The 25,843-nt window shown below is 69.1% G+C and carries 25 protein-coding genes; 11 read left to right on the forward strand and 14 right to left on the reverse strand.

Annotation, left to right across the window (positions count from 1 at the left end):
- Positions 1 to 32: 32 nt before the first annotated feature.
- The 6 genes from HSX14_RS14030 to HSX14_RS14055 all read left to right on the forward strand — a co-directional run bounded on the left by HSX14_RS14030 (position 33) and on the right by HSX14_RS14055 (position 6,823).
- Positions 33 to 1,556 (forward strand): phytoene desaturase family protein, encoded by a 1,524-nt coding sequence (locus HSX14_RS14030; RefSeq protein WP_173175645.1) that lies wholly within the window; start codon positions 33 to 35, stop codon positions 1,554 to 1,556.
- Positions 1,549 to 2,712 (forward strand): FAD-binding oxidoreductase, encoded by a 1,164-nt coding sequence (locus HSX14_RS14035; RefSeq protein ID WP_173175647.1) that lies wholly within the window; start codon positions 1,549 to 1,551, stop codon positions 2,710 to 2,712. Before HSX14_RS14030 ends, HSX14_RS14035 begins: the two co-directional genes overlap by 8 nt.
- A 77-nt stretch (positions 2,713 to 2,789) precedes the next feature.
- Positions 2,790 to 4,454: an AMP-binding protein gene (locus tag HSX14_RS14040; protein WP_228723591.1), complete on the forward strand. Its 1,665-nt coding sequence runs from the start codon at positions 2,790 to 2,792 to the stop codon at positions 4,452 to 4,454.
- Positions 4,455 to 4,505: 51 nt separating this feature from the next.
- Entirely contained in the window at positions 4,506 to 5,612 is a 1,107-nt protein-coding gene (locus HSX14_RS14045; RefSeq protein WP_173175651.1) for a YheT family hydrolase, read from the forward strand.
- A gap of 143 nt (positions 5,613 to 5,755) precedes the next feature.
- A complete protein-coding gene (locus HSX14_RS14050) occupies positions 5,756 to 6,205 on the forward strand; it encodes a GNAT family N-acetyltransferase (protein WP_173175653.1) in 450 nt (149 codons plus the stop codon).
- 180 nt (positions 6,206 to 6,385) lie between these two features.
- Positions 6,386 to 6,823 (forward strand): EF-hand domain-containing protein, encoded by a 438-nt coding sequence (locus tag HSX14_RS14055; protein ID WP_173175655.1) that lies wholly within the window; start codon positions 6,386 to 6,388, stop codon positions 6,821 to 6,823.
- A gap of 139 nt (positions 6,824 to 6,962) precedes the next feature.
- Here HSX14_RS14055 and HSX14_RS14060 read toward each other — a convergent pair whose 3' ends face one another.
- Positions 6,963 to 9,161, reverse strand: coding sequence for an OsmC domain/YcaO domain-containing protein (locus tag HSX14_RS14060; RefSeq protein ID WP_173175657.1), 2,199 nt, complete (start codon positions 9,159 to 9,161; stop codon positions 6,963 to 6,965).
- Positions 9,162 to 9,315: 154 nt separating this feature from the next.
- Positions 9,316 to 10,278, reverse strand: a complete 963-nt coding sequence (locus HSX14_RS14065; protein WP_173175659.1) for a GlxA family transcriptional regulator — start codon at positions 10,276 to 10,278, stop codon at positions 9,316 to 9,318.
- 108 nt (positions 10,279 to 10,386) lie between these two features.
- Between HSX14_RS14065 and HSX14_RS14070 the strand changes: the two genes are divergently transcribed.
- Positions 10,387 to 10,932 carry a thioesterase family protein gene (locus tag HSX14_RS14070; RefSeq protein ID WP_111263239.1) on the forward strand — a complete coding sequence of 182 codons (546 nt, stop codon included), beginning with the start codon at positions 10,387 to 10,389 and terminating at the stop codon, positions 10,930 to 10,932.
- Between the two features lie 47 nt (positions 10,933 to 10,979).
- Here the strand turns inward: HSX14_RS14070 and HSX14_RS14075 are convergent, their stop codons facing one another.
- A complete protein-coding gene (locus HSX14_RS14075) occupies positions 10,980 to 11,531 on the reverse strand; it encodes a GNAT family N-acetyltransferase (RefSeq protein ID WP_173175661.1) in 552 nt (183 codons plus the stop codon).
- A 166-nt stretch (positions 11,532 to 11,697) separates the two neighbouring features.
- Between HSX14_RS14075 and HSX14_RS14080 the strand changes: the two genes are divergently transcribed.
- Positions 11,698 to 12,219 carry a hypothetical protein gene (locus tag HSX14_RS14080; RefSeq protein ID WP_173175663.1) on the forward strand — a complete coding sequence of 174 codons (522 nt, stop codon included), beginning with the start codon at positions 11,698 to 11,700 and terminating at the stop codon, positions 12,217 to 12,219.
- A gap of 37 nt (positions 12,220 to 12,256) precedes the next feature.
- On the forward strand, positions 12,257 to 12,490 hold the full coding sequence (locus tag HSX14_RS14085) for a hypothetical protein (protein WP_173175665.1): 234 nt from the start codon (positions 12,257 to 12,259) through the stop codon (positions 12,488 to 12,490).
- A 34-nt stretch (positions 12,491 to 12,524) separates the two neighbouring features.
- Here the strand turns inward: HSX14_RS14085 and phnE are convergent, their stop codons facing one another.
- The 4 genes from phnE to HSX14_RS14105 are packed head-to-tail and all read right to left on the reverse strand — an operon-like array spanning position 12,525 to position 15,755.
- Positions 12,525 to 13,292 (reverse strand): phosphonate ABC transporter, permease protein PhnE, encoded by a 768-nt coding sequence (gene phnE / locus HSX14_RS14090; protein ID WP_173175667.1) that lies wholly within the window; start codon positions 13,290 to 13,292, stop codon positions 12,525 to 12,527.
- A complete protein-coding gene (locus HSX14_RS14095; protein ID WP_173175669.1) occupies positions 13,289 to 14,116 on the reverse strand; it encodes a PhnE/PtxC family ABC transporter permease in 828 nt (275 codons plus the stop codon). Before HSX14_RS14095 ends, phnE begins: the two co-directional genes overlap by 4 nt.
- Entirely contained in the window at positions 14,110 to 14,907 is a 798-nt protein-coding gene (locus tag HSX14_RS14100) for a phosphonate ABC transporter ATP-binding protein (protein WP_173175678.1), read from the reverse strand. Before HSX14_RS14100 ends, HSX14_RS14095 begins: the two co-directional genes overlap by 7 nt.
- Entirely contained in the window at positions 14,904 to 15,755 is an 852-nt protein-coding gene (locus HSX14_RS14105; RefSeq protein ID WP_173175680.1) for a putative selenate ABC transporter substrate-binding protein, read from the reverse strand. The genes HSX14_RS14100 and HSX14_RS14105 overlap by 4 nt, the downstream gene beginning before the upstream one ends.
- A 151-nt stretch (positions 15,756 to 15,906) precedes the next feature.
- On the opposite strand from HSX14_RS14105, the gene selD reads away from it, so the two are divergent.
- Together selD and mnmH are read left to right on the forward strand one after the other, a co-directional pair.
- Entirely contained in the window at positions 15,907 to 16,941 is a 1,035-nt protein-coding gene (gene selD / locus HSX14_RS14110) for a selenide, water dikinase SelD (protein ID WP_173175682.1), read from the forward strand.
- Complete coding sequence (gene mnmH, locus HSX14_RS14115) at positions 16,941 to 18,041, forward strand: tRNA 2-selenouridine(34) synthase MnmH (RefSeq protein WP_173175684.1); 1,101 nt, start codon at positions 16,941 to 16,943, stop codon at positions 18,039 to 18,041. The genes selD and mnmH overlap by 1 nt, the downstream gene beginning before the upstream one ends.
- Before the next feature lie 46 nt (positions 18,042 to 18,087).
- Here the strand turns inward: mnmH and HSX14_RS14120 are convergent, their stop codons facing one another.
- The 7 genes from HSX14_RS14120 to HSX14_RS14150 all read right to left on the reverse strand — a co-directional run bounded on the left by HSX14_RS14120 (position 18,088) and on the right by HSX14_RS14150 (position 25,586).
- Positions 18,088 to 18,813: a UTRA domain-containing protein gene (locus HSX14_RS14120; RefSeq protein ID WP_173175912.1), complete on the reverse strand. Its 726-nt coding sequence runs from the start codon at positions 18,811 to 18,813 to the stop codon at positions 18,088 to 18,090.
- 74 nt (positions 18,814 to 18,887) lie between these two features.
- Positions 18,888 to 19,484, reverse strand: coding sequence for a nicotinamide riboside transporter PnuC (gene pnuC, locus HSX14_RS14125; protein WP_173175686.1), 597 nt, complete (start codon positions 19,482 to 19,484; stop codon positions 18,888 to 18,890).
- A gap of 11 nt (positions 19,485 to 19,495) precedes the next feature.
- Entirely contained in the window at positions 19,496 to 20,338 is an 843-nt protein-coding gene (locus HSX14_RS14130) for a 5'-nucleotidase, lipoprotein e(P4) family (RefSeq protein ID WP_173175688.1), read from the reverse strand.
- 10 nt (positions 20,339 to 20,348) lie between these two features.
- On the reverse strand, positions 20,349 to 22,517 hold the full coding sequence (locus tag HSX14_RS14135) for a TonB-dependent siderophore receptor (protein ID WP_173175690.1): 2,169 nt from the start codon (positions 22,515 to 22,517) through the stop codon (positions 20,349 to 20,351).
- A 109-nt stretch (positions 22,518 to 22,626) separates the two neighbouring features.
- On the reverse strand, positions 22,627 to 23,508 hold the full coding sequence (locus HSX14_RS14140) for a sulfurtransferase (protein WP_173175693.1): 882 nt from the start codon (positions 23,506 to 23,508) through the stop codon (positions 22,627 to 22,629).
- Between the two features lie 9 nt (positions 23,509 to 23,517).
- Complete coding sequence (locus tag HSX14_RS14145; RefSeq protein WP_173175695.1) at positions 23,518 to 24,669, reverse strand: phosphotransferase enzyme family protein; 1,152 nt, start codon at positions 24,667 to 24,669, stop codon at positions 23,518 to 23,520.
- Positions 24,666 to 25,586 carry an ABC transporter substrate-binding protein gene (locus HSX14_RS14150; RefSeq protein ID WP_173175697.1) on the reverse strand — a complete coding sequence of 307 codons (921 nt, stop codon included), beginning with the start codon at positions 25,584 to 25,586 and terminating at the stop codon, positions 24,666 to 24,668. Before HSX14_RS14150 ends, HSX14_RS14145 begins: the two co-directional genes overlap by 4 nt.
- Positions 25,587 to 25,843: the final 257 nt, after the last annotated feature.

Genomic DNA, 25,843 nt, shown 5'->3' on the forward strand with positions numbered 1-25,843 from the left:
CAATCTTATCGTTGATAAGTTCGAGGTGATCGATGACGCATTACGACGCCGTGGTGATCGGCGCCGGCAACGCCGGGCTGACCGCCGCCACTGCGCTGCAGCGGGGCGGCAGCCGCACCCTGCTGGTGGAGCGCCACAACATTCCCGGGGGCTGCGCGACCTCCTTCGTGCGCGGCAACTTCGAGTTCGAGGTGGCGCTGCACCAGCTCAGCGGCCTGGGCACCGAGGACAAGCCGTTCGTGATGCGGAAATTCTTCGACAAGCTCGGGGTGCTGGACAAGGTCGAGTTCATCCAGGAGCACGCGCTGTACCGCCTGGTGGTGCCCGGTGAGCTGGACGTCACCCTGCCGGCCAGCTGGTCGGGCATCCGCCGCCTGCTGCAGGGCATGTACCCCGCCGAAAGCGAGGCCATCGAGCGCTTCATGCTGGTGTGCGAGAAGGTCACCCTGGAAAGCTTCATGACCCTGCCGCAGGCCAGCCGCGGCAACAGCGAGGCGATGCTCAGGTCGCTGTGCCCGTACTACGTGCAGTACGGCTTCCGCCCGGCGCGGGAGGTGCTGGACGAGTTCTTCGCAGACCCCAAGCTGAAGAACATCCTCGCCACCTACTGGCTCTACCTCGGCGTGCCGCCGAGCATGCTGCCCTTCGCCGATCTGGCGACCATGCTCTACGCCTATGCGGTGTTCAAACCCTGGCACATCAAGGGCGGCTCCCAGGCCATGTCCAACGCGCTGGTGGGGTCTTTCCTCGAAGCGGGCGGCGAGGTGCGCTTCAACTGCGCCGTGGAGAAGATCCACACCGAGGACGGGCGCATCTGCGGCGTCACCCTGGAAGGCGGCGAGCGGGTCGGTTGCGACGCGGTGGTGTCCAACGCCAGCCCGCTGATCACCTTCAACGAGCTGCTCGACCTGCCGCAACCGCCGTCGAAGGTCCGGCAGGACTTCAAGTCGCGGCGCATGGGCACCTCGGCCTTCGTGATCTACCTCGGCCTGGACTGCACGCCGCAGGAGCTGGGGGTGACCACCGCCTCCAGCTTCATCTACGAGACCCTCGACGAGGAGCAGATCCACGCGCGCATGGGCAGCCTGGAGCCGCCGCTGGGCGGCATGCTCACCTGCTACAACCTGGAGGACCCGAGCGCCGCCCCCGAGGGCAAGAGCCAGGTGGTGCTGGTCTGCCTGCAATACGGCGATGTGTGGAAGTCGGTGAAGCCGGAAGACTACGCGCAGACCAAGTACGCCTTCGCCGAGAAGCTCATCGCGGTGATCGAGAAGGTCTACCCGAAGGTGCGCCAGTACATCGAAGAGGTCGAAGTGGCCACGCCGCTGACCATGATGCGCTACCTCAACACGCCCGGCGGCGCCATCTATGGCTTCCAGCAGAGCGCGCAGGACTCGGCGCTGCTGCGCGAGCGCCTGGACGCGGTGCCGGGCCTGTACATGGCCGGCGCCTGGACCTCCATGGGCGGTTTCCAGCCCACCTACATGGCCGGCGAATCCACCGCCCGCGCCGTACTCAAGCACCTGAAGGCGAAGAAAGAGGTGGCCCATGCCTGAGCACAACCCGTTGAACGCGATCGCCGGCTACGCCGAGGCCTTCGCCGCCAAGCTGGCGCTGGAGGAGGGTGGCAGCGACTTCCAGGAAGTGCGCGGCGAGGTGGGCAGTACCGTGGTGCAGCTGCACCCCAAGCGCCTGGCGCTGGAGGTGGCCGAGATCATCGACGAGACCCCGAGCACCCGCACCCTGCGCCTGGTGGCGGCCGACGGCCAGCCGCTGCCGCCGTTCCAGGCGGGGCAGTACGTCAACCTGTTCGTCGAGATCGACGGCGTGCACACGGCCCGGCCCTACGCCATGTCCTCCTCGCCGCTGCAGCGCATGCACTACGACCTGACGGTGAAGCGGGCCCAGGGCGGCTTCGTCTCCCACTACCTGCTCGATGGCGTGAGCGTGGGGCAGCGCCTGACCAGCTCCGGGCCGATGGGCACCTTCCACCACAACCCGCTGTTCCATGGCGACGACCTAGTGTTCCTCGCCGGCGGTTCGGGCGCGGCGCCGGCCCGCAGCATCCTGCTGAACATCCTCGACCGCCAGCTGCCGCAGCGCCTGCACATGGTCTACGTGAACAGCCATGTGGACGACGTGATCTTCGCCGAGGAGCTGCGTGAACTGGCCGCGCGCCATGCCAACTTCACCCTCAGCGAAGTCATCTCGCGCCCGCCGGCAGGCTATGCCGGGCACAGCGGCCGCCTGACCCTGGAGACGCTCCGGGCGCTGTTGGGCGAGGTCGGCGAGCGGATGTTCTACATCTGCGGGCCGACGCCGTTCAACGACAGCTGCGTGGCACTGCTCGGCGAGCTGGGCGTGGCCCGGCGGCGCATCCGTGTCGAGGCCAACGGCGCGCCGAAGACGCCCCACGAGCAGGCCGGCTGGCCGGCGGGCGTGGCGCTGGAGGATGAGGTGCAGGTCACCGTGCGCGGCCGTGGCAGCTTCCGCAGCCAGGTCGGCGAGCCCCTGCTCAATGCCCTGGAGCGCAACGGCTACTTCGTGGAGAACGCCTGCCGCTCGGGCGAGTGCAGCCTGTGCCGGGTCAAGCTGGTGGCAGGCAACGTGTTCAACCCGCAGGAGGCGCACCTGCGCCAGTCCGACCGTGACTTCGGCTGGATCTATGCCTGCGTGGCGTTCCCCACCGGGGACATCGAGATCCTGCTGTAACGCGGCGCGGGCGGCTCGTCATCGCGGGCCGCTCGCCGGCAACCCACCCCGACAAGAACAACAAAAGGAGCATGAGGATGACCACCCGCCGTTGGGAAAAACACTATCCACCGCAGCTGCAGGGCTACCGGATCGACGCCGAGTCGCTGGCAGGCAATCTCGCGGATTGCGCCCGTGACGCCGCGCAGCGCTTCGCCGATGCACCGGCATTCACCCAGGTGCTGCCCAACGGGTTGCACGCCGATCTCTCCTTCAGCGAGATCGAGCGGCTGTCCAGCGTCTTCGCTGCCTACCTGGTGCGCGAGCAAGGCCTGCAGGTTGGCGATGTGGTAGCGCTGCAGCTGCCCAACAGCCTGCACTATCCCATCGCGGTGCTGGGCGCCTGGAAGGCCGGGCTGATCGTCACCAACGTCAACCCGCTGTACACCGAGCGCGAGCTGGACGCGCAACTGGCCGACAGCGGCGCCAAGCTGCTGGTGGCCTGCGACCTGTTCGCCCAGCGCGCGCAGCCGGTACTCGAGCAACGCGGCATCGCCCTGGTGCTGACCCGCCTCAGCGACTTCTTCCCCGAGCCCCAGGCCCGGGCCATCCAGCACGCGCTCGAAGCGCAGGCCGGCGGCGACCTGACGCCAAAGGTGGCGTTCCAGTATTTCAGCCAGGCGCTGGAGCTCGGGCAATCCGCGGACGTGGCGCCGCGGCAGCACCCCGTCGCCCTGTACCAGTACACCGGCGGCACCACGGGCAGGAGCAAGGGCGCGGTGCTGACCCACGCCAACCTGCAGGCGGTACTGCGCATGGCCGAGGACTATCTCGCCGGCTTCGGCGCGCGGGTCGAGCCGGGCGAGGCCATCGTCACGCTGCCGCCGCTCTACCACATCTTCGCCTTCAACTTTAATTTCCTGCTGTTCTTCCGCCGTGGCGCGCGCAACCTGCTGGTGCCCAACCCGCGCCCGCTGGCCAATGCGCAGCCGGCCTTCGAACGCTTCCCGGTGCGCTGGATGACCGGGGTGGACACCCTCTACGCCGGGTTGCTGGCCGAGCCCTGGTTCCAGGCCAACCCGCCGGATCTGAAGCTCGCGGTCTCCGGCGGCACCTCGCTGCGCCCGGTCACCGGCGAGCGCTGGCGGGCGACGGTGGGGCAGATCCTCGAAGGCTACGGCCTGACCGAAAGCTGCTGCTTCGTCGCCTTCAACCCGCCGGGGCCCAAGGAGCGCCCGGGCACCGTCGGCCTGCCGCTGCCCGGCTGCGACGTGCGCATCGCCGATGCCGAAGGGGGCGAACTGGCGCCCGGCACGCCCGGCGAGCTGCTGGTGCGCGGCCCGCACATCATCGAACGCTACCTCGACCGCCCGGAGGAAACCCGCGAGGCCTTCGTCGACGGCTGGTTCCGCACCGGCGACATCGCGGTGATGGACGAGGACGGCTACATCCGCATCGTCGACCGCAAGAAGGACATGGTCCTGGTCTCCGGCTTCAACGTGTACCCCAACGAGGTGGAGGCGGTGATCGCCGAGCACCCGGACGTCAGCGAGGTGGCGGTGATCGGCGTGCCGGACGAGGCCACGGGGGAGGCGCTCTGTGCCTTCGTCGCGCTGCACCGGCCGGGGCTGGACGCGGGCGCCGTGATCAGCCATTGCCGCGAGCGGCTGACCGCCTACAAGGTGCCCAAGCGCATCGAGTTCCGCGCGCAATTGCCCAAGTCGCCCATCGGCAAGATACTCCGGGCCCAGCTGCGCGCCTGAGCGGGCATGGGCCCCTGCCGGGGCAGGTTTCTGTCTGATTGAGGAGTTCCGATGTCGATCTGGATCACCGCCTTGCCCGTGCTGGCGGTCGGGCTCGGCGCCCACTACCTGCGCACGGCGGCGCGCAAGCCGGAGCTGGTCTACCAGGCCAACCCGGAGAACCAGGCGCTGATCGCCCAGGTGCCGCGCCTCACCCGGCGCTTCTGGGCGACGCCCTGGCTGTTCAACGGCCACCTGCAACTGCTCGGCCTGGGCCTGAAGAAGGCCTTCGCCCCGCGCCTGGCCTACGACCGGGTCGACACCCTGCGCATGGCCGATGGCGGCACCACGGCGCTGCACTGGCTCGGCGCCGAGCTGCCGGCGGAGGTGCCGACCCTGGTGGTGCTGCACACCATCACCGGCTCGCCCCACAGCATGCGCGGCTTCGTGCGGGACCTGCAGCGGCTCACCGGCTGGCGCGTGGTGTTCTGCGAGCGCCGTGGCCACGGCCGGCTGCCGCTGACCAGCCCGCGCTTCAACACCATGGGTGACACGGCGGACCTGCGCGAGCAGCTGCGCGTGATCGGCGAGCGCTACCCCCGCTCGCCGCTCTACGCCGCGGGCATTTCCGCCGGCACGGGGCTGCTGATCCGCTACCTGGGCGAGGAGGGCGAGGCGACGCCGTTGCGCGGCGCCTTCGCCTACTGCCCGGGCTACGACATCCGCGTGGCCTTCGCCCGTTCGCGCGCGCCCTACACCCGCCTGATGGCGCGCAAGCTGGTGCGCCAGTTCGTCACCCCCAACCGCGAGGCGCTGGCGCACCTGCCCAGCCTGGCCGCCCTCGAAGGCGCGCAGAGCCTGGATGAATTCCACCGCCACCTGTACGAGTGCGCGGGCTACCCCAGCCAGCAGGCCTACCTGGAGAGCTGCAACCCGATCACCGTGATGGAGACGGTGAGCATCCCGCTGCTGGTGCTCAACGCCGAGGATGATCCGGTGTGCGTGGTGGGCAACGTGCGCGACCACCAGCACGCCATGGCACGCATGCCCAGGACCGTGCTGGCGGTCACCCGGCGCGGCAGCCACTGCGCCTACCTCGCCGGGTTCACCGCGCGCTCATGGGCGCATCACCTGGCGGCCGAGTTTCTCCGGGCGGTGGACAGGCAGGCCCGGCGCTAGTCACCGCGCGGACGCCTGAAGGCATGTTCAGACAGCCAGCGGTTACGTAATCTCGGCGTTGGCTCAGGGCGATATCCAAGGACCTGAGCCGCATCTGGCCGGCGCCGGGACCGGCCCTATCAAACTCGAATACGGTGACTCGATTGACTGACTATGCCTGCCTGCTGAAAACCCCATCGGTCCAGGTCTACCAGGCCCTGCGCCTGGGCGCCGGCCTTAGCGGCAAGACCGATGAGGCCGCGGCTCGAGGGCTGCCCAATACGCTCTTCGCCGTCCAGGTCCTGCAGGGGGAACAGCCCGTGGGGATGGGGCGGGTCATCGGTGATGGCGGCTGTTTCTTCCAGGTCGTGGACATCGCCGTCCTCAGGGAGCACCAGGGCAAGGGCCTGGGGAAGCGGATCATGGGCGAGATCCTCAAGTACATCCAAGCCCATGTTCCGGCGAGCGGTTATGTCAGCCTCATTGCAGACGGCCAGGCGCAGGACCTGTATGCGCAGTTCGGGTTCGTCCATACCGCGCCGCGTTCGGTGGGCATGGCGTACAGGCCGTCAGAGGCGATGGGCAAGAGCCGGTTGACCGATAACGGCTCCTGACCCGAACGGCCCCCTTGGAGGTCATGGGGCAGGGCCCTCCACCCGGGGACGGCTCCGCACGGCCCAGGGCTAGTGCGAGTGTGCTAATTGACCCCCGCCCATGGCGCCTCTAGATTCCAGCGCTCACCAGCGGGGTGCCTGTGGCGCCCGGCTGCCACCTCGGCAAAGGATGGGCCCGCCATGCGTTCTTCCCTCGTGCATCCGTTGTTCGCCCTGCTGCTGGTCACCACCCAGGGGATGGCGGCCGACGTCGAGGCGATCTTCCGCTCGCAGGACACCGACGGTGATGGCGCGATCTCCGTGGCGGAGGCGCGGGCCTCGGCGCCAGAGGCCTTCGCGGCCATCGATCGCAACGGCGACGGGGTGGTGGGCGTGGACGAAATCGCCGCGCACATGGTCGCCGAGAGCGGCCCGGACATGGCCTGGCCGGCACCGGTGCTGAATTCGGTGGCGCAGAAGACGCTGGAGTACTGGGATGCCGACCACGACGGCAAGGTGACCGGGCCGGAGTACGAGGACGCCTCGGTTGCCCTGATGCTGCTGGCGGACTCGGACGGTGACCGCAAGGTGACCCGCGAGGAGCTGCGGCGCTTCCGGGGCGAGGCACCCGCGCCCTGAATGAGCGGCGCCGGGATCCGAGGCGACCCGCTTCGAGCGCCTCGGCCATTGCCGGCTCCTGGCGCCTCACCCCCGCGAACGCGGGGGGCCACTGAACCCACCTCTCGCAAGTCGAGGCTCGCGGATGGCGGCCGCCCGGTCAGTTGGCAGCCGCTGCCCTGGCCCGCGCCGCATGCAGCTTCTTGTAGCTGTCGACCAGGCGCTGGTGGCGGTCCAGCCCTTCCAGCTTCAGGCTGGTGGGCGTCAGGCCGTGGAAGCGCACGCTGCCCTCCAGCGAGCCCAGCACCGCGTCCATGCGCTCGTTGCCGAACATGCGGCGGAAGTTGGCCTCGTAGTCGGCCATGTCCAGGTCGCCGTCCAGGGTCACTTCCAGCGCCGCGTTCAGGGCCTGGTAGAAGAGGCCGCGCTCGACGGTGTTGTCGTTGTACTGGAGGAAGGCTTCCACCAGTTCCTTGGCGTCTTCGAATTTCTTCAGCGCCAGGTGGATCAGCAGCTTCAGCTCCAGGATGGTCAGCTGGCCCCAGACGGTGTTGTCGTCGAACTCGATGCCGATCAGCGTGGTGATGTCGGTGTAGTCGTCGACCTCGGTGTTGTTCAGGTTGCGCAGCAGCGATTTCAGCTCGCGGTCGCTCAGGCGGTGCAGGTTGAGGATGTCGGCGCGGAACAGCAGGGCCTTGTTGGTGTTGTCCCAGATCAGGTCCTCCACCGGGTAGATCTCCGAGTAGCCGGGCACGAGGATGCGGCAGGCGTTGGCGCCGAGGTCGTCGTAGACCGCCATGTAGACCTCCTTGCCCATGTCTTCGAGGATGCCGAACAGGGTGGCGGCCTCCTCGGCGTTGCCGTCCTCGCCCTGGCTGGAGAAGTCCCACTCGACGAATTCGAAGTCGGCCCTGGCGCTGAAGAAGCGCCAGGACACCACGCCGCTGGAGTCGATGAAGTGCTCGACGAAGTTGTTCGGCTCGGTCAGCGCGTGGCTTTCGAAGGTCGGCTGCGGCAGGTCGTTGAGGCCCTCGAAGCTGCGCCCCTGGAGCAGCTCGGTGAGGCTGCGCTCCAGCGCCACTTCGAAGCTCGGGTGGGCGCCGAAGGAGGCGAACACGCCGCCGGTGCGCGGGTTCATCAGGGTCACGCACATCACCGGGAATTCACCGCCCAGGGAGGCGTCCTTCACCAGCACGGGGAAGCCCTGCTCCTCCAGGCCCTGGATGCCGGCGAGGATGCCGGGGTACTTGGCCAGCACGGCCTGGGGCACGTCCGGCAGGGCCAGCTCGCCTTCGAGGATCTCGCGCTTGACCGCCCGCTCGAAGATCTCCGACAGGCACTGCACCTGGGCTTCGGCCAGGGTGTTGCCGGCGCTCATGCCGTTGCTGAGGTAGAGGTTCTCGATCAGGTTGGACGGGAAGTACACCGTCTCGCCGTCGGACTGGCGCACGAAGGGCAGGGAGCAGATGCCGCGCGCGGTGTTGCCGGAGTTGGTGTCGTACAGGTGCGAGCCGCGCAGCTCGCCGTCCGGGTTGTAGATCGCCAGGCAGTGCTCGTCGAGGATCTCGGCCGGCAGGGCGTCCTTCGGGCCGGGCTTGAACCAGCGCTCGTTCGGGTAGTGGACGAAGTCGGCGTTGGCGATGTCCTCGCCCCAGAACTGGTCGTTGTAGAAGAAGTTGCAGTTCAGCCGCTCGATGAACTCGCCCAGGGCCGAGGCCAGGGCGCTTTCCTTGGTCGAGCCCTTGCCGTTGGTGAAGCACATCGGCGAGCTGGCGTCGCGTATGTGCAGCGACCAGACGTTGGGCACGATGTTGCGCCAGGAGGCGATCTCGATCTTCATGCCCAGCCCGGCGAGCAGGCCGGAGAGGTTGGCGATGGTCTCTTCCAGCGGCAGGTCCTTGCCGTGGATGCAGGTGCGCTGGCCGCTACTGGTGGGGATCAGCAGCGCCTGGGCGTCGGCGTCGAGGTTCTCCACCTCTTCGATGATGAACTCGGGGCCCTGCTGCACCACCTTCTTCACCGTGCAGCGGTCGATGGAGCGGAGGATGCCCAGGCGGTCCTTCTCGGAAATGTCGGCCGGCAGTTCCACCTGGATCTTGAAGATCTGCGCGTAGCGGTTCTCCGGGTCGACGATGTTGTTCTGCGACAGGCGGATGTTGTCGGTGGGGATGTCGCGGGTCTGGCAGTACAGCTTGACGAAGTACGCCGCGCACAGGGCCGAGGAGGCCAGGAAGTAGTCGAACGGCCCCGGCGCCGAGCCGTCGCCCTTGTAGCGGATCGGCTGGTCGGCGATCACCGTGAAGTCGTCGAACTTGGCTTCGAGGCGGAGGTTGTCGAGAAAATTGACCTTGATTTCCATGCGGGATACCGGCGTAAGGAGTCGAGCGGTGAAGGAGGGCGGTGTGGCCAGGCGGGCAGTTTACGCCGGGCGGCGCGTGATGCCTTCCTTTCAGGGGGACGGCATGGAAGCCGTCCGCCCGACGGAAGTCAACCCCCGGAACGCCGGGGCGCGGTCATGAGGCCCGCGAAAAGCGCTTGCGGAAGGCTGCCGGGGAAATGCCGACACGCTGGCCGAACAGGCGACGGAAGGAGTTGCTGTCCTCGTAGCCCACACGGCTGGTGATCTCGTCGAAGCCCAGGCGCGTGGTCTCCAGCAACTGCTTGGCCTTCTCCAGGCGCAAGGCCTGGAGGTAGGCCAGCGGCGTGGAGCCGGTGGCGTCCTTGAAGCGCCGCTTGAAGTTGCGCACGCCGAAACCGAAGCGCGCGGCGAGTTCGTCGATGCCCAGCGGGGCGGTGAAGTGGGCCTCCATCCAGTCCTGTACGCGCAGCACCGCCTCGTCGCCATGGCCACGCGGCATCGACCAGCTGACATAGACGGATTGCTCGCTGCGCGTGCCGTCGATCAGCAGGTAGCGGCTGCACTGCTGGGCCAGCTCGCGCGAGGCGAAGCGGCGGATCAGGTGCAGCAGCAGGTCCATGGCCGCGCTCGCGCCGGCGCTGCTGATGAGGCGGCCGTCCTCGCAGATGATGCGCCGCTCGTCCAGCCGGACCTCCGGGTAGCGACGGCGCAACAGGCCGGCGAAGGCCCAGTGGGTGGTGGCCTCGATGCCGTCGAGCAGCCCGGTGTCGGCGAGCATGAAGCTTGCCGTGCACATCGATGCGATGACCGCCCCCTGTCCGTGCTGGCGGCGCAGCCAGGCGCGATACCGTTCGAAAGCCGGCAGGGCCTCGCGCAGGCTGAAGAGGAAGCCGGGAATCAGCACCAGGTCGGTTCGCGCCACGTCATCGAGTGCGGCGTCCACCGCCATGGTCCGTCCCGAGGCGTTGGCCACCGGCTGCCCGTCCAGCGAAGCCACGCTCAGGGTGAATGGCGCGGGGGCGGGGGCGGCGAAGCGATTGGCCGCATCCAGTATCTCCAGCGCCAGGGCGGCGCTGGCGTGCGAGCTGTACTGGGCGAGCAGGAGCGTGACGTGCATGGGGATTCTCTTGCGCAAGTCGCATGGTATTAGTCATTTGTGCACCTACCTTATCGCAACCGCGCGCTCTAGAGTGCGGCACTCGTCGTTCAAACAGGTGTTCGCTAGATGAACCTATGGTTTCGCCTTCTGTTGATGCTGCTGCGCCGCCCCTGGCGCAAACCCGTACACGGGCTCGCCACCACCGTGGTGCGGCTGCGCGTATGGCCGCTGGACCTGGACCTCAACCGGCATGTCACCAATGGCCGCTATTTCACCCTGGCCGACATCGGGCGGATGGATTACGTACTGCGCAGCGGCGCCTATCGCGTGGCGTTGCGGCATCGCGCGCTGCCCATCGTGGGGGATGTGTGGGGCAAGTTCCGCCGCGAGCTGAAGCTGTTCGAGCGCTTCGAGGTCCACTCGCGGATGCTGGGCTGGGACGAGAAGTGGAGCTTCATGGAGCACCGCTTCGTCAAGGACCAGCGGGTGATTGCGGTGGTGGTGATGCGGGGGCTGTTCCGCGGCCCCAAGGGCACCGTGGCGCCCGCTGAGTTCGCGCGTGAACTGGGTGTGGACGAATCGCCGGCGTTGCCAGGGTGGCTGCAGGACTGGTCGGCCAGTTGCGACGGCCTGAGCGAGCACCTGCGCGAGGCGGAGGCGCCGCTGCGATAGCGGCGGCATGGGGTCACCGGATTCTGGCCGCAGCCCCCAAGGCTGCGTCAGCGGCCCGTACAGGGCAGGCTCATGGTCACGTAAGAGAAGTCGCGCCCATCGATCCTGAACATGTGCGGGATTTCCCCCACCTGGACGAACCCCGCCCGTCGATACAGGGCGATGGCTGCCTGATTGGTACCGAGCACCTGCAGATCGATCCATTCCAGGAGGTCCGTGCTGGCGGCCCAGTGTCTGGCGTGATGGATCAGCGCCGCCCCCAGCCCTTGTCGCCTCCAGGTTCGATGGACCCCCATGCCCAGCAGGCAGCGGTGTGCCGTATAGCGCTCGCTATGCCCTCGCAGATCGATATGCCCGAGAATCTCGCCGGCGGGGCCGCGCGCGACCCACGCACGGCGCCAGCCTGGCGTACCGACGGGCATCTCCAGGCCGGCGCGGAACGCCTGCTCCCGCTCCTGCGGATAAGACGAATGGCTGCGTGAGAGCGGTTGAAAGTAACCCACCTCTGGCGTTCCGTTCTCTTGCAGATGCTCGTTCAGGTAGTCGATGAATGCCCCGAAGTCCGAGGGGGGAAGGGCTTCTATGGGAGGTGTCTGCATGGCATCCGCTGCTCGTTGTGCTGATCGCCTCAAGATTCACCCAGCCGGCTGTCAGGATCAATGCCTCGGCAGCGCGCGAGGGCGAGCACTGGTCGGCGGTAATTTCCTCGCCGGACGCTAACATCCGCGCCAGAACGCCCCCTCCAGCCATTGCGGACTTCACCTGATGAAATTGCGCCTGCTGCCCCTCAGCCTGCTTCTCGCCTCTTCCCTGACCCTCGCCGCCGACCCGGAACCGGTGCCCAAGGCGCTGGAGGAGCAGGTCGGGCGCCTGGTGGAGCTGCTCAGGGACAGCTACGCCACCGGCTACCCGGAGGCGACCATGACCCAGACCCTGGATACCGGCGAGGAAAGCCAGGTCACCCTGGCGGTGTTCACCGTCGAAGGCTTCGGCATGGGCAACAACTACGCCCAGTTCCTGGCGGCCTTCACCCCGGAGGCGAACGAAGAGGGCGTGCCGCACTACAGCCTGATCGACGTGGTGCGCATCGGTGGCGACAGCTGGCGCTCGATCGAGAAGCTCAACGCCCGGCTGGTCAGTGACCCCGCAGGCGACAAGACCCTGATCGACATCCCGGTGATGGAGAACACCGATGACGATTCGCCGAACTTCCCGACCCGTGCCGGCGTGATCCACCTGTCCCTGGACGACTCCTCCCAGGCCACCCGCCTGCTGGAACTGAAGTGACCCCGGCCGTGTGCATCCCCGGCCGCGGTGGCCGGCCATGAAGGTCTGTGACCACTGCGGGTTCCTCGTCTTCGAGGTGCACCGCCCGTGCGTGCGATGCGCCGAGGACGCGCGGCTGGCGCTGGAGGCCCAGGTGCAGAGGCCCAGGCCGTCCGTGCTGACGAAGGTCCTGAAATGGCTGTTCATCGGCATCGCGGTGCTGGGCCTCGCCGCTGCGGGCGGGATCGCCTGGATCCTGCATTCGCTCGGACCGATGCCCTCGTTCGGTTGATGGCGGCCAGCGGGCACCGCCGACACGGCAGGCGCTAGGCCCGCACCCAGCGCTGGCGGGTCCAGCCACTCAGGGCGTCGACCGCGAGCACCAGCACCAGCATGGCCAGGATCACGGTGCTGGCGCGGGCTTCCTGGAACAGGCTGAGGCTGACATAGAGCATCTGCCCCAGGCCGCCGGCGCCGACGAAGCCAAGCACGCTGGCCATGCGGATGTTGTTTTCCCAGCGGTACAGCGAGTAGGCCAGCAACTGCGGCCACAGATTGGGCAGGGTGCCGTAGCAGAACGCCGCGACCTGGCCGCCGCCTTGCAGGCGAATGGCTTCGGCCGGGGCGCTCGGCGTGTTCTCCAGCGCCTCGGCGAACAGGCGGCCGAGCACGCCCGCCGTGTGCAGGGCCAGGGCCAGAGTGCCGGCGTTGGGCCCGAGGCCGGCGGCGAGCACCATCAGCGCCGCCCATACCAGCTCGGGTATCGCCCTCAGGCCATTGAGCAGCAGGCGGGTCAGGCCCTGCGCCAGCGTGCCGAAGCGCCCGGCGGCGGGCAGCGCCAGCAGCAGGCCCAGCAGTGCGGCGAGCAGCGTGCCCAGGGCCGACATGGCCAGGGTCTCCAGCGCGCCCCGGGCGATGGCCAGCAGGTGGGAGTCGCTGAGGTCGGGCTGCAGGAAGCGCATCACGTACGCCCCCATCTGCTTGAGGTTCCCCGCCTCACCCAGGGCCGGCAGGTCCAGGCCCAGGTAGAGGAAGGAGGCGATGACGGCGGCGAGGATCGCCAGCAGCAGGGTGGTGTCGACCAGGCGCTTCATGCCAGCCTCCCACGCAGCACGCGGCTGAGCAGGTCCGCCAGCAGCACCAGCAGGAGGAAGGTCAGCAGCATGCTCGCCACCTCGCCGCCAGCGAACATGCGCAGCGACAGGTCGATCTGCTGACCCAGCCCGCCCGCGCCGACGAACCCCATCACCACCGAGGCGCGGATGGCGCACTCCCAGCGGTACACGGTGTAGGAGGTCAGCTCGGCAGCGGCGTTCGGCAGCAGCCCGTAGAGGAAGGCGCCCAGGCGCCCGGCGCCGCCCTGCAGCAGGGCGTGCATGGGGCGCTGGTCGACCGATTCGAGGATTTCCGCATAGACCTTGCCGAGCATGCCGGCATAGGTGATGGCGATGGCCAGCACGCCTGCGGTCGGGCCGAGGCCCACGGCCCGCACGAACAGCAGTGCCCAGACGATTTCCGGCACGCTGCGCAGGACGATGAGCAGCCCCCGGACCGGCCAGCGCAACGCCCGGCCGAGCACGCCGGGATGGCCGCCCCGGGAGGCCGCCGACAGCGACAGGGCACGGCTGGCGAGCAGCCCGGCGGGCACCGCGACCAGCAGCGCCAGGACCATGCCGGCGGTGGCGATGGCCAGGGTCTGCAGGGTGGCGTCCAGCAGCAGCTTCAGGAAGGCCGGGTCGTGTGCAGGTGGCCAGAAGCCGGCGAGAAAGCGGCCCATCTCGCTCTGGCTGTCCGCGGCCAGGAGCACGCCGGGGTCCAGTTCGGCCAGGCGGATGCCGGGCCACAGCAGGGCCACCGCCAGCAGCGCCAGCAGCAGGCGGGGCAGGGTGGCGGGGTCGCGGTGATCGGCTCTCAGCATCGGGGAATCTGCAACTGCAGGGTCACGGCCTGGGGCTGCGGAGACTGCAACTGCTCATTGGCGTAGAGGGCGTCGAGCAGCGCCTGGTCGACCTCGCCGGCCGGCCGATCGAAGGCGATGCGCCCCTCGCGCACGCCGACGATGCGCGGGAAGTGCGACAGGGCGAGTTCGACGGCATGCAGGCTGGCCACCAGCGTCATGCCATGGGCCTCGGCGTGCTGGCAGAGCACGCGCATCGTGTGGTCCGCGAGCACCGGGTCCATCGCGGAAACCGGCTCGTCCGCGAGCAGGAGCTCCGGCGCCTGGTACAGCGCCCGGGCGATGCCGACGCGTTGCAGCTGCCCACCCGACAACTGCTGGCACTGGGCGAACAGCTTGTCGGCCAGGTCCAGGCGCGCCAGCGCGGCGCGCGCACCGGGGATGTCCAGCGGATGCAGCAGGTTGAGCAGGCTGCGGCCCAGCCCCCATTGGCCGAGCTTGCCGGCGAGCACGGCGGTGACCACCCGCTGCCGGGGCGGCAGCGGTGGCGACTGGTGGATCAGGGCGATGCGTGAGCGCAGATGCTGCCGGGCACGGGAGGACAGCTGCCAGGGGTTCTGCCCGAGCGCCTCCACCTGGCCCGCGCTCGGCTGCAGGGCGCTGGCGAGCAGGTTCAGCAGGCTGGATTTGCCTGCGCCGGAGGGGCCGATGATGGCGACCCGTTCTCCGCTGGCGATGCGCAGGTCGATGCCGCGCAGGGCGTGGACCCCATTGCCGTGCTGCAGGCAGGCGCCTTCCAGGCGCAGGCTCATTTCAGCAGGTCGGCGGCGCGGGCGGCTTCCTCGATGCCCTTGTAGTTGTCCGGGGTGGTCTCGATGAAGCGGCTGGCGGCCTGCAGGTCGAGGATCGCCTTGTGCTCGGGGTTGGCCGGGTCGAGGGCGAGGAAGGCCTTCCTGATCTTCTCGGCGAGGGCCGGGTCGAGGGTGCCGCGCACGGTCCAGTTGTAGTCGTAGTAGGCCGGTGTGGTGGCGAACACCCTGACCTTGGCGGTGTCGACCTTGCCGGCGGCGACCAGCTTGTCCCACACGCTGGCGTTCAGCACGCCGCCGTCCACCTTGCCGGCCTGGACCCAGGCGGCGGTGGCGTCATGGGCGCCGGAATAGCCGATGCGGCTGAAGTACTGCTCGGGCTTGATGCCGTCCTTGAGCATGAAGTAGCGCGGCATCAGGCTGCCCGAGGTCGAGGAGATGGAGCCGAAGGCGAAGGTCTTGCCCTTGAGGTCGGCCAGCGACTTCACCTCCGGGTTGGCGGTGATGAACTTGCTGGTGAACTGCGCATCCTGCTCGCGCTGCACCAGCGGGATGGCGTTGCCGGTCTTCAGGCGCACCTGGACGAACGTGAAGCCGCCCAGCCAGGCCAGGTCCAGGCGGTCGGTGGCCAGGGCCTCGACCACCGCCGGGTAGTCGGCGACCGGGACGAACTGGACCTTCATGCCCAGCGTCTTCTCCAGGTAGGCGCCCAGCGGCTCGAACTTGCGCAGCAGCTCGGTGGGGGCTTCGTCGGGGATGGCGCTGACGCGCAGCACGTCGGCGGCCTGGGTGGCCAGCGTGGACAGGGACAGGGCGAGGCCGGCAGTGGCGGCCAGGATGCGCTTGAGCATGAAGATTCTCCGGTTCAATGGCGGAAAAGGTTCGCAGTCACGCGCCGTGCGCGCTTGCAGAGGGTAGACGAATCGGCGGCGATTATAGGGATGGAGGTGTGAAAGGCCAGCTTTGCTAAAATCCGCCGCCATCAGAATCAAGAGGTGTGCAATGAGCGAGCCGATCCGTTTGACCCAGTACAGCCATGGCGCCGGTTGCGGCTGCAAGATCTCCCCCAAGGTGCTGGACGTGATCCTGGCCGGCAGCGGCGCACAGAACCTCGACCCGCGCCTGTGGGTCGGCAACGCCTCGCGTGACGACGCCGCGGTGTACGCCCTGGACGAGGAGCGCGGGGTGGTCTCCACCACCGACTTCTTCATGCCCATCGTCGACGACCCCTTCGACTTCGGCCGCATCGCCGCGACCAACGCGATCAGCGACATCTACGCCATGGGCGGCGACCCGCTGATGGCCATCGCCATCCTCGGCTGGCCGGTGAACCTGCTGCCGCCGGAGTTGGCCCGCGAGGTGATCCGGGGAGGCCGCGCGGTGTGCGATGCGGCGGGCATCCCGCTGGCCGGCGGCCACTCGATCGACGCGCCGGAGCCGATCTTCGGCCTGGCCGTGACCGGCGTGGTGAACAAGGCGCACATGAAGCGCAACGACACCGCAACCGTCGGTTGCCGGCTCTACCTGACCAAGCCGCTGGGCATCGGCATCCTCACCACCGCCGAGAAGAAGGCCAGGCTGCGCGAGCAGGACGTCGGCCTGGCGCGGGACTGGATGTGCACCCTGAACACCCCCGGCTCGCGCTTCGGCCGCCTGGCAGGCGTCCGCGCCATGACCGACGTCACCGGCTTCGGCCTGCTCGGCCACCTGGTGGAGATGGCCGACGGCGCCGGGCTCACGGCTCGGCTGGATTACGCCAGCGTGCCGCGCCTGCCGGGCGTCGAGCATTACCTGGCGGAGGGTTGCGTGCCCGGCGGGACGCTGCGCAACTTCGACAGCTATGGCGACCGGATCGCGCCGATCTCCGAGGCGCAGCGGGACCTGCTGTGCGACCCGCAGACCAGCGGTGGCCTGCTGGTGGGGGTGGCGCCCGAAGGCGAGACCGAGTTCCTCGCCGTGGCCGCCGAGCTGCGGCTGGACCTCTCGCCGATCGGCCAGCTGGTCGAGCGACAGAGACACGCGGTCGAGGTGCTCTGATGCGCGACAACACCACCGACTACCGCGAGCTGTTCCTCAACGATGTCCCGATGATGGACATGCGTGCCCCGGTGGAATACTCCAAGGGCGCGTTCCCCGGCACCGTGAGCCTGCCGCTGATGACCGACCTGGAGCGGCAGAAGGTCGGCACCTGCTACAAGCAGAAGGGCCAGCAGGCCGCCATCGAGCTCGGGCACCAGCTGGTGTCCGGCAAGGTCAAGGCGCAACGGGTGGAGGCCTGGGCGGCCTTCGCCAAGGCCCACCCCGAGGGCTACCTGTACTGCTTCCGGGGCGGCTTGCGTTCGCAGATCGTGCAGCAGTGGCTGAAGGAAGCCGGCATCGAGTACCCCCGCGTGATCGGCGGCTACAAGGCGATGCGGACCTTCCTGATCGAAACCCTGGACCGGGCCGTGGCCGAGTGCGAGTTCGTCGTGGTGGGCGGCATGACCGGCACCGGCAAGACCGAGGTGGTCAAGGCCCTGGCCGACAGCGTCGACCTGGAGGGCCACGCCAACCACCGTGGCTCCAGCTTCGGCAAGCGTGCGACCGGGCAACCCTCGCAGATCGACTTCGAGAACCGCCTGGCCATCGACCTGCTCAAGCGCCGGGCCCGTGGCCAGCAGCTGTTCGTGCTGGAGGACGAAAGCCGCATGATCGGCATGTGCTCGCTGCCGCTGTCGTTGCACCAGGGCATGCAGCATTTCCCGCTGGTATGGCTGGAGGACAGCCTCGAAGGGCGCATCGAGCGCATTCTCAAGGACTACGTGATCGACCTGGCCGCCGAGTTCCGCGCCGTGCACGGCGATGAGCCGGGCTTCGAGCGCTTCGCCGAGCGCCTGTTGCAGAGCCTGGACAACATCCAGAAGCGCCTCGGCGGCGAACGTTACCAGCGCCTGCGGCTGATCATGCAGGCGGCCCTGGACGAGCAGCGCCGCAGGGGTGCGGTGGAACTCCACCGTGGCTGGATCGAGGGGCTGCTGCGCGAGTACTACGACCCGATGTACGCCTACCAGCGCGAGAACAAGGGCACGCGCATCGAGTTCGCCGGTGACGCACCGGCCATCCTCGACTACCTGGCGCAGCGCCGGGCGCGGCGCTAGGGGCTGTCGACCAGGGGGCGGGCTCGCGGTCGTACGTCGCGCTGACTCATGGGCGCCGGACCGCTTCCGGGTGCTGGGTGCCGAGGACCACGGCGAGGGAGTCCGGGCGCCAGAACTCCTGGTCGAACTCCACGCTCTGGCCGTGCTCGCCGTAGCTCAGGCGCTCCAGGTAGAAGCTGCCGGACCCCGGCGAGACCTGCAGCAGCTCGGCCTGGACGTCGTTCATCGTTTCCGGATGCATGAGCAGTTCGCTACGTGACTGCACGCGGCCGAAGCGCTCGCGCAGCAGGCGGGTGAGCGAGGTGTTGAGGTCGGTGGTGAGCAGCTCCGGGCACCAGTCCACCAGCAGCACGTTGCATTCCAGCAGCACCGGGCGCTGGTCGACCCAGCGGCGCCGTTGCAGGTAGAACACCGGCTCCTCGGGGTGCTCCAGGCCCATGCGCTTGGCCAGCCAGGCGCCGGCGGGGCGGCGTTCGGCGTGCAGGCATTCGGTGCGCGGCACGCGTCCCTGGGCCGCCACGTATTCCATGAAGCCGATGATGCCGGTGGGGTCGTAGCGGATGCGTGGCGGGCTGACGTACCAGCCCCGGCGGTTCTGGCGGTAGATCAGGCCGTCGGTTTCCAGCAGCTGCAAGGCCTGGCGCAGGGTCACCCGGGTGCAGCCGAAGCGCTCGGCCAGCTCACGCTCCGCCGGCAGCTTGCTGTCACTGGGGAGGACGCCTTCGGCCAGGTCCGTCACCAACTGGTCGCGGATGCGCAGGTAGTGGGGCACGGAGGCTCGCCAACCGCCCTGGGGCAGGGACTCGGCCACGAACGAGGGGCGCGACGGGTTGAGCAGCGCGCCGTTCACGCCGTTGCCTCGGCTGCCGCTGCCAGGGGCCGCTCCTGGTGCCGCAGGTCCTTGCGCCAGGCGTGCAGGCCATAGCCGGCGAGCACCACGAAGCCGGCGTAGAGCGCGGCGGTGAGCTGCAGGTCCTTGTAGAGGAAGAGGCCGACGTAGGCGACGTCGAGGATGATCCACAGCCCCCAACTGGCCAGGTACTTGCGCGCCGCCCAGAAGCTGGCCACCAGGCTGAAGGCGGTGAGCAGGGCGTCGACCCAGGGCACGGCGGCATCGGTGAAAAGGTGCATCAGGCTGCCCAGCAGCACGGCTCCGAGCAGGCCGGCGAGGAGGCTGAGGACGGCTTCGCGCAGGGGCAGGCGCTCGACGCGGACCTTGCCGCCGACGCTCTGGCCGCTGCTCCAGCGCCACCAGCCGTAGCCTTGCAGCACGGCGAAGACCAGTTGCAGGAGCATGTCGGAGTAGAGCTTCACGCCGAAGAAGATCCAGGCGTAGAGCAGCACCGCGACCACGCTGACCGGCCAGCACCAGCGGATGCGCTGGGCGGTGAGCCAGACGCCGAGGATGTTGACGATGACGGCGACGATTTCCAGTGATGACATCGATGAGGCCCTCAGTAGGTGGGGTACTGCGGTTGCAGCGCCCGCTGCTTGAGCGCGCGCTTCTCGCTGGCCGGCAGGTCCTCGCGGCCCTGGTAGGGGGCGCTGTACCAGTGGCCGTAGGTGGGGTTGGGCAACAGGAACAAGCGCTCGCCCAGCCAGCCGAGGTAGGGCGCGGCCACCCGTTGCTGATCGGCCAGGCTGCCCTTGCCGGCGATGAAGTCGCCGAAGCTGTCGCCCACCAGCATCAGCACGCGGGCACGGCTGCCGACCCAGTGGCGTCGGCAGGTCTTGTCCGAGCCCGCGTCCGCACAGCCGCCGATGGCCGTGCCCGCCGTGAGGATCTGCGCGGTGTCGTCGATGGGGAAGCCGGCGCGGCGCAGGTTGACCAGGGTCGCCTGCTCCTGGCCGGGCTCGCGGTTGGTCAGGTAGTAGGGGGTGATGCCGCGCTGCGCCGCCGCCTGCAGGAAGGCCACCGAGCCCGGTAGCGCCCTGGCCTCGGCGCGCTCCACCCATTGGTTCCACTCCTGATAGTCGTAGGGGCGGTCTTCGAGGATGGTGCGGGCGTTCAGCGGCACGTTGTCGAGCAGGGTCTCGTCGATGTCGACGATCACCGCCGGCGGCAGCCCGGCCAGCTCGCGAGGCGCTTCGGCCAGGGCGTCCCAGCCGGGGTCGGCCAGGGCCTTGTCCAGCTGGCGGGTGGCGTTGGCGTAGACCTGGCGGAACAGCAGGTCGTGCTCGATGGAGGTCTGGGTCCAGAGCACCGCGTCCAGCTGGTCGTTGGCGGGTGGGTGCTGCTGGCAGCCGGCCAGGAGTGCGACGAGCAGGGCGGTGGCGAGCGGGGTGGCGATGCGCACGGCAGGTTCCTCAGAAGTTCACGGTGGCGGAGAGGCGCGCGGTACGCGGGGCGCCCTGGAACAGGTAGCCGTCGCCCATGTACTCGCCGGCGTCGCGCCAGTAGCGGGCGTCGAAGAGGTTGTCGACGGTCAGGCGCAGCACCGTCTCGTAGCCGTCGATATCCAGGCTGTAGCGGCCGCCGAGGTCGAATACCGCGTAGTCGTCCACCTTCACGTTGCCGGCCTGGCTGGCGTACTTGCTGCCGCTGTACTGCACGCCGCCGAGCAGGGCCAGGCCCTGGATGCCGGGGATGGCGTAGTCGGCATGCAGGCTGGCGCGCAGCTCGGGCACGTTGATCGCCTGGTGGCCTTCGTAGGCGGCGGTGCCGCTGCCGGTGACCCGCGCGCGGATGGCTGCGGCGCTGGCCGAAACCTGCAGGCGGTCGGTGACCCGGCCGGTGGCGGAAAGCTCCAGGCCGATGTTCTTCTGCTCGCCCTGCTGCACATAGGTGAAGGTGGTGTCGCCGTTGGGCCGCGCGTACTGGTAGGCCTTGGTGATCTGGAACAGCGCGGCGCTCAGGCTCAGGCGCTGCCAGTCACGCTTGATGCCCAGCTCCAGCTGGCGCGAGACCGTCGGCGCCAGGATCTCGTCGGCGTTGGTGGTGAACCAGGCCGCTTCGCCGCCCAGGGACAGGCCCTTGCTGTAGCTGCCATAGAGGGAGATGTCCGCGCGCGGCTTGTAGATCAGCGCGACGCTGGGCAGGAACTCCGAGCGCCGGGTGTGGCGGGTGGTGTTGCCGTCCTTGTCGAAGGCCTCTTCGTCCAGGCGCACCTGGCGCCCGCCGATCACCGCCTGCCAGTGTTCGCCGTAGCTCACGCGGTCGCTGGCGAACAGGCCGTACTGGCGGCTGTCCAGGCGGCGATAGGTGTGGCCGAGGGGCACGTCGGTGGGCGGGAAGTCGGGCGTGGGCTGGTGGATGTTGGCGGTGCCCACCCATTCGTTGGTGGATTTGCGCCGGTCCAGCAGGCGACGGAAGGCGCTGCTGCCGATGGTCAGCTCGTGGCTGAGCGGGCCGCTGTCGAAGCGGCCGGCGAGGGCGGCTTGCAGCTCGTCGTTGCGGCGCGTGTCGCCCGGGTTGCGGAAGTCGTAGATGTCGTAGTCGCCTTCCGGGCTGAAGAAGTTCGGCACGGCGGAGCCGGCGCAGCTGGCCGAGCCGTAGCAGCCCCAGGCGAAGGCGCTGTAGTCGTCGATCACCACGCGGCTGCGGGCGGCGCTGAGGCTGCCGGTCCAGTCGTCGTCGAAGCGGTATTCGAAGCGGCCGTTGAGGTTGAGCGAGTCGATCTTCACGGGCTTGGACCAGCTCTGGTCGCCGAGACGGTCGCTCGGGTCGATGCCGCTGGGCACCACGCTGCCGCCCAGCAGCTGGTAGCCGGGCACCGAGCGCTGCTCGCGGGTCTGGTACTCGGCGTCCAGCTGCAGCAGCGCGGCGTCGCTGATGTTCCAGTCGCTGGCCAGGGAGAGGAAGTCGCGCGTGCCGTCGGAGTTGTCGACGTAGGAGCGGATGTCCTCGTGGGCGACGTTGGCGCGCAGGCCGAAGCGCTGCTCGTCGTCGAGCCAGGCGCCGATGTCGGTGGCAATGTAGCGCTCGCCTTCCTCGTTGGTGGCCAGGGTCACCGAACGCACGGCCTCCGGGCGCTTGGTGACGTAATTGACCAGCCCGCCGGGTTCGGAGACGCCGCTCTGCAGGCCGGAGAGGCCCTTGAGCACTTCGACCCGCTGCTTGTTCTCCAGGGCGACGTTCTGCTCGCCGGTGATGGTGCGGCCGTTGATCTTGTAGCTGCTGGCGGCGTTGAGGGAGAAGCCGCGGATCACGAAGTTCTCGTAGTAGCCGATGGGCGCGTAGCTGTCGCCGACCGAGGCGTCGTTGCGCAGCACCTCGCTGAGCAGCTTGGCCTGGCGATCCTTGATCAGCTCCTCGGTGAACACCGAAACGGAGGCGGGGGTATCCAGCAGCGGGGCCTCGTCGAAGCCGCCCACCGAGGCGCTTCGGGCCTGGTAGCCGTCGTCCTCGTCGCCGTGCACGGTGACGGTGTCCAGGGTGACGGCGCCTTGCGCCCAGGCCAGTGACGGGCTCAGTGACAGGGCCAGGAGCGCCAGCGCGAAACCGTGGCGGTGCTGCAGGAACAGGGATGGGACCATGGACGAACTCCTCGATGGACGCCGGCAGGCAGCGGGGGCGGGCAAGGTGTCGCCCGGCTCGCGGCGCTGGCGTGCCTACTGCTGAAAGACGGAAGAAGGGGTAAGGACCTCAGGCCGGAGCTGCTCCGGTGGACATTGGCAAGGCTGGATCGGCCGCCCATTCCTGCAGCGAGCCGTCGTAGATCGAGACCCGCCGCCGGCCCAGGAGGGTCAGGGCGAGGGCCGTGGCGGCGGCGGATATGCCGCCCCCGCAATAGAGGATCAGGGGCTGCTCACCCTCCAGCAGCGCGCCCAGGGCCCGGGCCAGCTGCGGGGCGGGGAGGTAGCGGCCGCCTTCGTCGAACAGGCCGCGGGCCGGGTGGCTGAGGCTGCCGGGGATATGGCCGCGCCGGGCGTAGCGGGTCACGGCGCTGCCGTCGAAGAGCGCGGCGGACAGCGCGCAGACCAGCGTGCCGGGCGCATTGCCCTCGACCACGGCGAGCACGTCCTGGCGATCGGCCCAGAAACCCGCCTGGGGGGCCAGTTGCGGCAACGGCCCGCCGCCACCGGGCTCCTCGCCCTGTGCCAGGGGCAGGCCGGCCTGGCGCCAGGCCTTGAGGCCGCCATCGAGCACGGCAGCGGCGATGCCGAGGCTGCGCAGCATCCACCACAGGCGCGCGGCCCAGAAACCGTCGTGGCGGTCGTAGATGACGATGCGCCGTGCGCCGCCGACGCCCAGGCGCGCCAGGGGTTGTTGCAGCGCGGCCGGGCTCGGCAGGGCGAAGCTGAAGCCCGCAGCACCATCGGCCAGCGCGTGCAGCAGGTCCGCGTGGCGGGCACCGGGGATGTGCTCCTGGCGCCAGGCCGCCTCGCCGCTGGCCACCCGGTAGTCGCCGTCGAATGCGGCGGCGGCCAGTTCGACGCTGGCATCGAGCAGCAGCAGGCCGGGTTCGGCCAGGGCCTGGTGCAGGGCCTGCGGGGCGATGAGGATGGCGGCGTGGTGCGTGGGCATGGCGGTTTCCTAGTTGCGTGTGCGGGCGAGCCGGTCGAGGTGGGCGAGCAGGCGGGCGCCCTCGTTGTCGCCGAACCAGCGGGCATGGCCGACCAGGAAGGCGTGGTAGGCGATATCCGCGCTGGCCCGGGAGCCGACGATGCCTTCGAAGTAATCCACCTCGGCGAGGGCGAAGTCGGCGTGCACCAGCGGCAGCAGTGCCTTGAGGGTGAACAGGTCGTTGCGGTCGAGCGGCCGCTGGCTCGTATAGCCGGCCAGCAGCGCATCGACGGCGTCGAGGTCGGCCGGGGCGCGGCCGCCATCATCCAGTTCCAGCCAGGGAACGCAATTGCGTTCCAGCGCGGTGGCGAGGTCGAACAGGGCGAAGGTGAGGTCGCTGAGGCCGAAGTCGAGGACGCTCTCGACCTCGGCCGAGCCACCTTCCGCGCGCCACAGCAGGTTGGAGGCATGCCAGTCGTTGTGGGTCCAGAGCGCTGGTTGGCCGGCAAGCAGCGGCAGCAGCTCGCGGTGCCACGGCAGGTGCAGTTCCGCCAGGGTCCGGCGCCAGTCCTGCCCGGCCAGGTAGCGGGCCAGGGCGGGCTGCCGGGGCAGGGCCCGCTCGATGGCCTGCAGCGGGTCGTGCTGTCTGAAGATGCGCAGGTTGGACACCAGCACCGGAGCCTGGCGGGCGCTCGCGGTGAAGCCTTCGGCGGCGCGGTGCAGGCGGGCGAGGGTGGCGCCGGCCGAGTAGGCGTGGTGCAGGTCGAGGAAGGGCGTCCAGGACAGCGCGTCGCGGTAGAGATCGTCCCCGGCGGCGCGGGGCAGTACCTCGTAGGTCCAGTCGCCGAGGGCCAGCGCGCTGTTGCCGTGCGCGTCGGTCAGCGGGTTGACAACCGGGGCGCCCCGGCTCGCCAGGTGGCGGATGAAGCGGTGTTCCTCTTCCAGCCAGGCCGGCTGGCGCACGCTGTGGTGATGACGCTTGACGAACAGCTCGCCCCGCTCCGTCTGCACCTGGGCGGCGGCGGAGAAGGGGCGCGGGCTGTGCCAGCCGAGCTGCACCAAGGCGCCCAGCTGCGGGAAGCGCTGCAGCACCTGCTCGACGTCCCCTTGTCGCAGGGCGGGCCAGTCGGCTTCCACCGGCTGCGAGCCCATGCCGTGGGCGATGCGTGCGGGCTCGCTCATGGCTGCGGCTCCGCCAGGTAGTGGTTGCAGGTGGCGTGGCGCCAGGCGTCCGCGTCGGCGAGCACGCCGTGCGCGTGCAGCCAGTGCGCATAGGGTGCGAGCAGTTCTTCACGCTGCTGGCCCCAGCGCTGCTCGTGCAACCAGGTGGTGGCGATGCGCTGCAGCGACTGGCTGAGCAGCTCGGTGGGGAAGTAGGGGATGGCCGCCTCGTAGGCGGGCAGGGCGCTTTGCGGGTCGGCCGCCACGGCGCGGAAGCCGCGCTCGGTGGCGGCGAGGAAGGCGCGTGCGGCTTCGGCGTGGTTGTCGAGCCAGTCCTCGCGACCGCCCAGCAGGTAGCTGTGGTAGCGCGGCGCGCCGATCTCGTCCACCGGCCAGACCACGCGGCGTTCGGCCGGGATGGGGCTGTCCATCAGCGCTTCCCAGGCCCAGTAGCCACCGAAGCTGGCGTCGGCGACACCGGCGGCCAGTTGTTCCGGGCGCAGCTCGCGCACCTTGCTGTCGACGATGATCACGGCATCCGGATCGCCACCGTCGGCGGCCACCAGGTGGCGCACCATGGCCAGGCCGCGCGGGGTGGGGTTGAGCGCCAGGCGCTTGCCGGCCAGGTCGCGGGGCCGCTGGATGCCGAGGCCGGTCAGGGTCTGGATGGACTCCAGCCCGCAATGGTTGATGGCGGCCACGCCCAACAGGGGCTGGCCGAGGCTGCGCCGGACCAGCAGGCGGTTGCTGGGGAATACGCCAAGGTCGGCCGCACCCTGCAGCACGTGTTCGAGCGTGTCGCCCCGGAAGGGGTCCGGCACCTGCAGCTGCACATCCAGCCCGGCGTCGCGGTACCAGCCGCGTTCCCGCGCCACGTAGAAGCCGGCCGAATTCGGCCAGGGATGAAAATATTCCAGCATTACCCGTACAGCGATCATCCATCTTGCTCCGCATTGCCCAGTGGGCTCATGGGGGCGGATTTAAAGGGAGGGGCTCTGGTATATACCAATATCGTTCAGCGCTATTGATATCCCCTGATGGAATAAATGCCGTTCTGCTAATTCGATTGAGGATTAAGTGGCGCCATGCCGGCGCAACTGCCGATGGTGTGGGCGGCTCAGGCTCCACACCCTTGCGTATCTGTCGGCGCCAGGGGGATGTCTTGTAGACTTCGGCACCGTCAGGGCGCGTCGGT

Origin of the sequence: Pseudomonas tohonis (assembly GCF_012767755.2) — a bacterium.
Taxonomy (GTDB): Bacteria; Pseudomonadota; Gammaproteobacteria; order Pseudomonadales; family Pseudomonadaceae; genus Metapseudomonas; species Metapseudomonas tohonis.